Origin of the sequence: Mesorhizobium sp. Root552 (assembly GCF_001427285.1) — a bacterium.
Taxonomy (GTDB): domain Bacteria; phylum Pseudomonadota; class Alphaproteobacteria; order Rhizobiales; family Rhizobiaceae; genus Mesorhizobium.
Genome location: NZ_LMFV01000014.1, coordinates 53356 through 61936 on the forward strand (window position 1 = coordinate 53356; position 8581 = coordinate 61936).

Consider the following 8581-nt stretch of genomic DNA (forward strand, 5'->3'; position numbering starts at 1 on the left):
CCCAGCCGCACACCGTCATGCGACCAATCCGGCACCGACGCCCTTCCCTGATACCCGGTGCGCACCAGGTCTCCCGCAAGGGCGATGGCATGAGTATGGGGGAGATGCAGACGGCGGGGATAAGTGGGGTGGGAAGTTTTTCGTGAAAGTGAGTGGGATCCAGGGTTTGGGTGGAGGTCAGCCCGCGTTTGGTCCACGCTTGGTCAGTTCGGCGCTGCCCCTCACCCTTACCCTCTCCCCCTGAGGAGGGGGAGAGGGGGGCGTCGGCGTTTGCGCCAAGACACCCCTCATCCGACCTCACTTCGCCCGGCCATATCACTGCGGCAGGGAAATACTGCCGTTGGCATCGATGGGGAAAGCCGGGTTGTGGGCGACTTCCCACATATTGCCTTCGGTGTCGGCGAAATAGCCGTACCAGCCGCCCCAGAAGGCGCGCTGCGCCGGCTTGATGATGGTGCCCCCAGCCTTTTCCGCCTCCGCCAGAACCTCGCCGACCTCGGCGTCCGAGCGGGCGTTGTAGGCAAGGGCGGACGCCGGTCGCCTGACGCCCGGCTCAAAGGCCGGCAGGCTATCGAGCCCGCTGTCGGCTGCGAGTTCCCTGCGCGGCCACAGCGCCAGGATCATCCCGCCCATCTGGAAGAAGGCTACACCGTCATCGATGCGGTGCCGCTTCAGACCCATCGCCTCGTAGAAGCGCGCAGCCCGGTCGAGGTCCTCGACGCCGAGGGTGACGATGGAGATGCGCGGTTCCATTATTCGCCTTTCCATTCCGGCGGGCGCTTGCCGATGAAGGCCGAGATGCCCTCTTCCGCATCGCGCGCCATCATGTTCTCCACCATGACGCGGGCAGTGTAGGCGTAAGCGTCTTCCAGCTTCATTTCCACCTGCCGGTAGAACGCTTCCTTGCCGATCTTCAGGGTCAAAGGCGATTTGGAAGCAATGGTTTCGGCGTATTTGGTGACAACCTGATTCAAGTACTCGCGCGGCACCACCCGGTTGACGAGGCCGAAGTCCCTGGCGGTTGCCGCATCGATGGTTTCGCCGGTCAGCAGCATCTCCATCGCCTGCTTGCGCGAGGCGTTGCGCGAGACGGCGACCATCGGCGTGGAGCAGAACAGGCCGATATGGACGCCCGGCGTGCAGAAGGTCGATTCATGCGTGCACACCGCAAGGTCGCAACTGGCAACGAGTTGCAGGCCGGCAGCGGTGGCAAGCCCGTCGACCTCGGCAATGACCGGCTTGGGGTGATGCACCACGGTCTGCATCAACTCGGCGCAAGCGGCGAAGGTCTTTTCGAAGAAGGCGCGGCCGCGATCCGGGTCGCCGCGATGGGCGGACAGTTCCTTGAGGTCATGGCCGGCGCTGAACACCTTGGCGGCCGAGGCAATGACGATGACGCGCACCGCCTTGTCGTCGCGGGCAGCTTCAAGTTCGGCCTGCAAGGCAGCCATGACGGCCAGCGACAGCGCATTGGCGGGCGGACTGGCAAGGGTCAACCGCAGGATCGGGCCGCTTCGCTGCACCCACACTGGCCCCTCGGGCTGCTCGCGTTTCATCGCAACGACTTCGGCCATCTTTTCCTCCCGGCATGCTCGAATGCGACCTTTATCCAATACGAACGGGGCAAAAACCAGTTCGACATCCGTTGAACAGCATGGGCCGAATATGCTTTTTCGGCATGAGAGCCATTGGAAGCGATGCAATGCCTGCACACACGACACTGAGCCCGGTGCTGACCGTTGCCGAAGTCAACGCGCTGATCGCGTCGGTGTTTCCGCAATTGAACGAAGGCAGCCGCAACTACGAGGCGACCGAGATCTTTGCGGGCGGCTGCACGGTGCGCCTCAATGCCGGTGAACAGCACCTGCGCCCCGGCGGCACGATTTCCGGCCCTGCCCTGTTCACGCTGGCCGACATCGGCGGCTATGTCTGCGTGCTTTCCCATGCCGGGCCGGATGCGCTGTCGGTGACGACCAACCTCAACATCAACTTCGTGCGCAAGGCGGAAGCCGGCCCGATCGACGGCCATTGCCGCATCCTCAAGCTAGGAAAAAGCCTGATGGTGTTCGACATAGACATCGTCGCCGGCCCCGACAAACACACCGTGGCGCACGCAACCGGGACCTATTCGATCCCGCCCAAACGCTGAAATACGATGTGGTAAAATAATACCATACGTATAAACTATTGTTTTTGCTTTGGTATTTGAAATATAGGCCATTTTCACTCGCTTGACGCGGCAACCGCCCTGCCCTATAAGCAGCCACGAAACAGCGGCCCGCAAAGGCCGCCGTTTTGTTATTGGCGGCGAAGGTCGCCAATCCAAGCAACAAGAAACGCCTTTTCGGCCTCCGGCCGGCAAGGTCCGAACCTGAAAGCAAGAACCATGACAACCTTTTCGCAGAAGCCTGCGGACGTGGTGAAGAAGTGGGTGCTGATCGACGCCGAGGGTCTCGTCGTCGGCCGTCTCGCCACCGTCATCGCCAACCACCTGCGCGGCAAGCACAAGCCTACCTTCACCCCCCACGTCGATGATGGCGACAACGTCATTGTCATCAACGCCGACAAGGTGGTGTTCACCGGCAAGAAATACACCGACAAGGTCTACTACTGGCACACCGGCCACCCCGGCGGCATCAAGGAGCGCACCGCGCGCCAGCTGCTCGAGGGTCGTTTCCCGGAGCGTGTCGTCGAGAAGGCCGTCGAGCGCATGATCCCGCGCGGTCCGCTTGGCCGTCGCCAGATGAAGAACCTCCGCGTCTATGCAGGCGCTGAGCATCCCCACACCGCCCAGCAGCCCGAGACGCTTGACGTCGGCAAGCTGAACGCCAAGAACAAGAGGGCCTGATAATGGCTGAGCAGCTTTCCTCGCTCGCAGAACTCGGTTCGGTTGCGCAGACGGCACAGCCGGCCGCACCGGTCCATGTCCAGAAGCTCGACAAGTCGGGCCGCGCCTATGCCACCGGCAAGCGCAAGGACGCCATCGCCCGCGTCTGGGTTAAGCCGGGTTCCGGCAAGATCGTCGTCAACGACAAGGAATTCGGCGCCTATTTCGCCCGTCCGGTGTTGCAGATGATCCTGAACCAGCCGATCGTCGCGGCCAACCGCGTCGGCCAGTACGACATCATCGCGACCGTCGTCGGCGGCGGCCTCTCCGGCCAGGCCGGTGCAGTGCGCCACGGCATCTCCAAGGCGCTGACCTACTACGAGCCGGCGCTGCGCGGCGTGCTCAAGAAGGGCGGCTTCCTGACCCGCGACAGCCGTACCGTCGAGCGTAAGAAGTACGGCAAGGCCAAGGCCCGCCGCAGCTTCCAGTTCTCGAAGCGTTGATGCTAGAAAAATAATTAGCAATAATATCAAGGGCTTAGTTAATAACTTAGCCCTTGACATATTTTTACACGCTTGACCAAAACTTTGAATTCATTGAGATTCCAGTTTCTGGAATTGACATGGCTTCGACACGTGTACGCATTTGAATGCGACCGCATGTGGCGGGTGGCTCTGTCTTTTTTCGACAGGGCTGGGCTATGGCATACGAAAATCGCCACGAATTTATGGACGGAAAGATCGTCCTCTATACCAGAAACGAAAATCCGACATTTCACGCCCGCATTCGAATTGACGGGCTTGATAATTATATCGTCAAATCAACCAAGCGGACCAATCTGGCGGAAGCCAAGGCCGTGGCGGAAACATTTTACAATGATTACTGGTACCGCTTCAGAAATGGGCTGGAAGTTGGCACCAATACGTTCTCGACCCTTTATCGGCGCTGGCTTGAAGCGAACAAAGTTGGCCTGTCGCACCATCGATTGACCTATATTGACGGAACAGCGAACCGATATTTTCTTCCATATTTCGGCAAATTCTCCCTCGCCCAAATCACAGACGCTCTGGTCGAAAAGTATTGGGACTGGCGGCGCAATTATTGGGTTTCGGCGGCAGGCGCTCAAAAGATTGAAGCTGCTCGGAAAGCACGTGCGACGAAACTGCATCCTCACAAATCTCGGCTTGGGAATGTTGCGAAGGTTCCAGCCGCCAAAACCCTACAAATGGAGCAGACGGTTCTCCGACAGGTGTTCGCATGGGCCATTCGTACAGGCCAGATGACCCGAATGCCTCACGTCAAAGTTCCATTACAAAAGAAACATGGCGTATCGAGACGCCCTGCTTTCGAAGAGGAAGATTGGAAGGCGCTTTATCGATATCTACGCAGTTGGGCGGGCGACGACAAACAGGAAGATAAATCTAAACCCGATTATCAACCACTGCACAGCCACGTCATGTCAAATGGCATCCATATTTATCATCGCCACCTGCTTCGAAACTATGTGCTGTTCATGCAGGCATCCGGACTACGCCCCAATGAAGCTCGCCAATTGCGTTGGCGTGACCTGAAAATCAAGAAGGATCGGAAGGGCGTAGATCAACTTCATATCAATGTCGCCCCCACGACGAAGACAGGCGAGCGCACCTGTGTAGCACTACACAATGCCATCGAAATCGTTGCCCGTATGAAGGAACAGAACGGCTGCTCCGAGCCTGATGATTTCGTCTTTAGTGATCGGCATGGAAGACCAGTAGAAAATTTCGGCAAAACCTTCAAAGCCGTGCTTGAAGCGTCTGGTCTGCTGACTGACAGCTTCGGTCAGGTGAGAACAATCTACTCGTTGCGCCATACCTATGCGACGTTTCGGATCGCCAATTCCGATATTGGCCTCCATGATTTGGCAAAGAACATGGGAACGTCTCCGACCACGATTTTCAATCATTATTCCCATGTTACGGCCACGCAGAAAGCGCACATTCATGGCGGCAGCCTGAATAAAGAGAAAAGCCGGAAAGGCTGGTATCTGTAAACAATGACGGCGAGGAGGGCTAACCGACGCCCTTGTCCATCTTTCCGATTTGACGATTCAGCCCTGCGAGAGCATCTCCTACTGCACGCCTCTTCCAACTTCATATCAAAGAAGCATGACGACACATGGTAACATCGATCGAGAAAGACGCTTCACCTCTCACCGGACTATATCTTGGCAGGATTTCCCAACAACTCACTCGATTGGAAAAGCAACGAGCCATAACTCTTGCTCACTACACCTCGGCTGAGGTCGTTCTTGAAATGTTAAAGAACCAAAACGTGTGGATGAGAAACGCAAGATGCATGAATGACTTCAGCGAAGTCGACTATCCGATAACAATTATTCACAAATATTTTTCGGACGCTAATCGGTCCAAGGATTTTCGTGACGCATGCGACAAATGTCATATAGGAGTGTTCGAGACGGTAGATAGCCTTTTGAATGGACACTTACCGTCGATCTACAACGAAACGTATATTACGTGTCTTTCCGAACATCACAGGCGAGACGATGCCAATGGCAGACTTTCGATGTGGCGTGGCTACGGCGGGAGTAAGATTCCCGCTGCCATTGTGGTCAGGAAGGAAGCCACCCTAGGAGAAGGGCCATATGGTCTTTCGGGTTTTCCGGTTCAATACTTGGCGGAGAATGCGTTCTTTTCGGAGCTAGATAGGCGCAAAGGAATAATGTTAACGAACCGCACGTCTATCTCTAGACGGCCCCCTAACGAATTTCGAAACTCATTATTCGGAATGTTTCAAGTGTTAATCGCCACGACCAAACATCCGGGCTTCAAAGAAGAAAAGGAATGGAGATTACTCTATCTTCCGAAACTATACCCTTCAAACGGGTTAGAACAACATAAGGCGCAACAAACAATAAATGGCATGCCGCAGTCCATATACAAGATCCCGGTTGACGGAGAACCTATTAACGATGGCACTGCATTGACTGTTGACAGCCTCGTGGAACGGATAATTTTGGGACCCTGCACTGAAGCTGGCGTAGCGATAGAAGCAATACGGGAACAACTTCGATCAGCCGGCCATCGAAACCCTGAAAAGGCAGTGCACTTTTGCGGCATTCCCTATAGAGAAAAAATTTAACTTTACGTTTCCTCAGCACTATATGATGACACGATATCGGATATTAACGAGTTTATGGGGGATGCATTTTTATAGTACTTTAAAATTTGATTTCTTGTTCCTTTGGATGCTCCTCGAGAGCCAACAGCCGCTGACCACGCATGCCAGTCGGATTTGCCCTCCCTCAAATGAGTCAGTCGAAACTCAGGCAACCCGAAATCAGAACTAGGAATTTCCAAAATTTTTGCGTGAGTTATGGGTGTTGAATTCGCACTTTCGACTATCATATAAATGATACTTTCTGCCAACTTCGTTTTTAGAAGATAATCTTCCAGTATCATTCCGACCCAAAATAGTTGATACTCCGGTATAAACTTTGCATTTTTTAAATACGCATATATTATTTCTGCCAATGAATCCTTATCTACAATATGTCTACAAAATGAATACATATTTTTTGATAAATTCGGAAAATTTTCTAATAAATCATCAAATTTTTGCAAAACATCTTCAGATTTTTCACCCATTAAAGAAAGAATTAATTCAGCATCCTCCTCCTCCAAATGCGGCTCGGATAACATTTCCTTCAATCGCTCAATTTCTTTATTTGTCAAATTTCTTTGTTTTTCAGATTCATTTTGAATATATTGATTATGTATAAAAATTCTTCGCTTTCTAAGTAATCCTTCTTTAACTTTATCTATTGCTTTCAACACATCATTGTCTTCTTCAGACGTTTTCGTTTTAGCTGAATTAATTGATAAGCCACGCTGCCCAAGAAGGTCTTGAATTACGTAAAAATCGCTCTGTATGTCAGATTTATTATTTGATAATATTACGACATCATCCATAAACCTGATTAGTTGTGGAGATTTCAATCTAAATGAATTATCTACAAATTTTAGAAAGTCATTGCCGATCATCTTCGTCGGGTAAAGCCCCTGCGGCAAGCAATCAACACTTCTACCAGATTTTGTTTCTCTTAAATATCGGCCTAAAAGTCTTGTATCATCGCTTGAAAACTTTCGATCATCAGCCCATTCAGTCAAATCATGGTGATATATCGAATTGAAATATGAGGATACGTCGAACGATAAGCTGTGCTTATACTTCTTAGCATATTCACTTTTAGCCCCTTTGAAGCCCTTATACGAAAATGTTGGGCTAATCGGTCCACCGTCTTTGAATACATACCCGTAGCATTCTCGTTTCGTTGATATTGCTCCCCTAATCAACCGACGATTTCGAAACATAAAATCATAGATAAATGCTTCCGCAACAGGGTCCAACTTGACCGTTCGCCTTTGGTGCCAGCCGGCTTTCATCGCTGACACGCTGCGCTGGGGCAAGAAGGCCTGAGAAGTATCTTCATCAGTAGCAGCCGCATCACGGCTGAATGCGAGTAGTTTTGCGAATCCATATTCTGCAAGAAATCGGTTCGTCTTAAGAGGGAATAGGGTCTGGGAATAGTCGTTCAGATAGAACGTTCGTTCATCGATAGGCAAATTGCGTTTGGTTTGCCGATCTCGCCCTTTTTCCGCCATTCCAATTGGCCCCTGCCCATATGGGAAGAACGGTAATCCTCGAAAGCTGTCCCACACAAGTCATATTGACATTTTAGGAATCTTATCCTATTAATTGTTAGACACTAATGGGACAAACCGAATGCTTGTCGGATACGCAAGAACCAGCACGATCGAACAGACAGCCGGCCTTGAAGCACAGCATCGGGATTTAACGGCGCAAGGCTGCGAAAAGATTTTCAGTGAGCAGGTATCCTCGATCAATTCCCAACGATTGGAATTGGAGCGGGCAATCGAGTTCGTCCGGGAAGGCGATGTGCTGGTGGTCACCAGACTCGATCGTCTGGCTCGATCCGTTGGCGATCTGAACCAGATTGTTGCTCGCCTTCAGGAAAAGATGGTCGGTCTGAAGATTCTGGATATGGCCATCGACACCACGTCACCAACTGGCCGGCTGTTGATGAACCTTGTCGGATCGATTGCCCAGTTCGAGCGTGAAATCATGCTGGCTCGCCAACGGGAAGGTATTGCGAAAGCCAAGGCTGAACATAAATTCAAGGGGAGAGCACCGACCGCAAGGCGGAAGCTGCCACAGGTCTTGGAAATGCATTCTTCCGGCAAGACTGCCGTTGAGATTGCAGCCTCTCTTGGAATTGGCCGATCCTCTGTCTACCGGATTTTGGCAGAGGCCGCATAGAAGGGAAAACTGAACCTATGCCCGAGAACCGATTGATGCATCGCCATCTCAAGGTGAAGCGCAACGTGTTCCGCATCATCGAAATGCATCTGGCTGAAAAGGGCGCAACCGAGATTGCAAGAAAGACGGGCATCAGCAGATCGTCCGTCTATCGAGTGATTTCCGATATCATGGACAATCAACCAAAGGCGAAAACGCCGGCGTCGGAATTGCCACTGTGAAAACCTCGATCGATCTTCTGGTGGAGCAGTTGCCCGACGATGCCAGATGGTGGGTCCAATACCTCTCGATCGGTGCACGTGTCGAAATCGATGTATTCATCCGGCGAGGGCCGCGGCAGACCTACTTCGTTGTGCTGCGGTGGATTTCGATGAGGTTGCAGAGGCTTTCGATGCCGAACTGTGAGAAGGCCAT

The 8581-nt window shown here is 52.6% G+C and carries 11 protein-coding genes; 8 read left to right on the plus strand and 3 right to left on the minus strand.

Annotation, left to right across the window (positions count from 1 at the left end; genetic code table 11):
- Nucleotides 1–315: 315 nt before the first annotated feature.
- Both ASD50_RS08850 and ASD50_RS08855 read right to left on the minus strand, forming a co-directional pair.
- Nucleotides 316–753, minus strand: coding sequence for a VOC family protein (locus ASD50_RS08850; RefSeq protein WP_056239170.1), 438 nt, complete (start codon nt 751–753; stop codon nt 316–318).
- Nucleotides 753–1574, minus strand: a complete 822-nt coding sequence (locus ASD50_RS08855) for an enoyl-CoA hydratase (RefSeq protein ID WP_056239173.1) — start codon at nt 1572–1574, stop codon at nt 753–755. The genes ASD50_RS08850 and ASD50_RS08855 overlap by 1 nt, the downstream gene beginning before the upstream one ends.
- A gap of 128 nt (nt 1575–1702) precedes the next feature.
- On the opposite strand from ASD50_RS08855, the gene ASD50_RS08860 reads away from it, so the two are divergent.
- The 5 genes from ASD50_RS08860 (at nt 1703) to ASD50_RS08880 (ending at nt 5968) form a co-directional block, all read left to right on the plus strand.
- Complete coding sequence (locus ASD50_RS08860; protein WP_056239176.1) at nt 1703–2149, plus strand: PaaI family thioesterase; 447 nt, start codon at nt 1703–1705, stop codon at nt 2147–2149.
- A gap of 237 nt (nt 2150–2386) precedes the next feature.
- Nucleotides 2387–2848 carry a 50S ribosomal protein L13 gene (rplM, locus tag ASD50_RS08865; protein WP_056239179.1) on the plus strand — a complete coding sequence of 154 codons (462 nt, stop codon included), beginning with the start codon at nt 2387–2389 and terminating at the stop codon, nt 2846–2848.
- A gap of 2 nt (nt 2849–2850) precedes the next feature.
- A complete protein-coding gene (gene rpsI / locus ASD50_RS08870; RefSeq protein ID WP_056239187.1) occupies nt 2851–3330 on the plus strand; it encodes a 30S ribosomal protein S9 in 480 nt (159 codons plus the stop codon).
- Nucleotides 3331–3527: 197 nt separating this feature from the next.
- Nucleotides 3528–4859, plus strand: a complete 1332-nt coding sequence (locus ASD50_RS08875) for a tyrosine-type recombinase/integrase (protein ID WP_056239191.1) — start codon at nt 3528–3530, stop codon at nt 4857–4859.
- Nucleotides 4860–4984: 125 nt separating this feature from the next.
- On the plus strand, nt 4985–5968 hold the full coding sequence (locus tag ASD50_RS08880) for a DUF2971 domain-containing protein (protein ID WP_156464986.1): 984 nt from the start codon (nt 4985–4987) through the stop codon (nt 5966–5968).
- Between the two features lie 2 nt (nt 5969–5970).
- On the opposite strand, the gene drt5 is transcribed toward ASD50_RS08880, so the two are convergent.
- On the minus strand, nt 5971–7491 hold the full coding sequence (drt5, locus tag ASD50_RS22395) for an antiviral reverse transcriptase Drt5 (protein ID WP_082549551.1): 1521 nt from the start codon (nt 7489–7491) through the stop codon (nt 5971–5973).
- A gap of 121 nt (nt 7492–7612) precedes the next feature.
- Here drt5 and ASD50_RS08885 point away from each other — a divergent pair, with 121 nt between their 5' ends.
- From ASD50_RS08885 to ASD50_RS23665, 3 genes are all read left to right on the plus strand, one after another.
- Nucleotides 7613–8167, plus strand: a complete 555-nt coding sequence (locus ASD50_RS08885) for a recombinase family protein (protein WP_056239197.1) — start codon at nt 7613–7615, stop codon at nt 8165–8167.
- Nucleotides 8168–8184: 17 nt separating this feature from the next.
- The gene (locus tag ASD50_RS08890) at nt 8185–8388 is read left to right on the plus strand and encodes a helix-turn-helix domain-containing protein (protein WP_056239200.1); all 204 of its coding nucleotides are present in this window, start codon (nt 8185–8187) and stop codon (nt 8386–8388) included.
- The coding region (locus ASD50_RS23665; RefSeq protein WP_056239205.1) for a hypothetical protein at nt 8385–8581 on the plus strand (197 nt) is incomplete at its 3' end. The genes ASD50_RS08890 and ASD50_RS23665, both read left to right, overlap by 4 nt.